Here is a 485-nt window from a genome sequence, read left to right on the forward strand (position 1 = left end):
TCTTCAATCAGATTCAGTCATTGTATTAAAAAAAGATGAATTGAAGGAACTGATGTTTCAGGGGTTTACTTCTGCTGAAGCAGTAAGGTTATATCCGTTGTTGAGAACAAGCTGTCGTACAATGATCCTATCTCAGACTCTGGCCAGCAAAGTGATTTCTTAAAAATCAATCAGATTTCTTCGAGGCTGCCGTTGTTCTATATCAATTTTGATACGGAAGTGTATCTGCATATGGATTGGGACAGATGTAATGAAGATTATGTCTATGATGGCTGGTTTTCAAAGGCAATGGATTTTGGGTATTTAATACCGGACGAATTCTGTTACTGGAAAATTGAAGGACGAGATTATTGGAAATTTAGACAATTATAAATATAAGCAAGCCAAGCCATAGCTTGTATGAATTCAAAAGGCCGTCTGAAAACAGCAAAACCGTTTCAGACGACCTTTGTTTAATGCCATCGAGCCAGCGGGCCATAAAGCGT

The 485-nt window shown here is 38.1% G+C and carries 1 pseudogene; it reads left to right on the forward strand.

The annotated features are described in order from the left end of the window. Window positions 1-372 (forward strand): annotated as a pseudogene (locus ACTHUM_RS19180) (hypothetical protein); the annotation flags it as partial. Between the last annotated feature and the right edge of the window lie 113 nt (window positions 373-485).

Source organism: Neisseria sp. P0021.S006, from assembly GCF_051956895.1.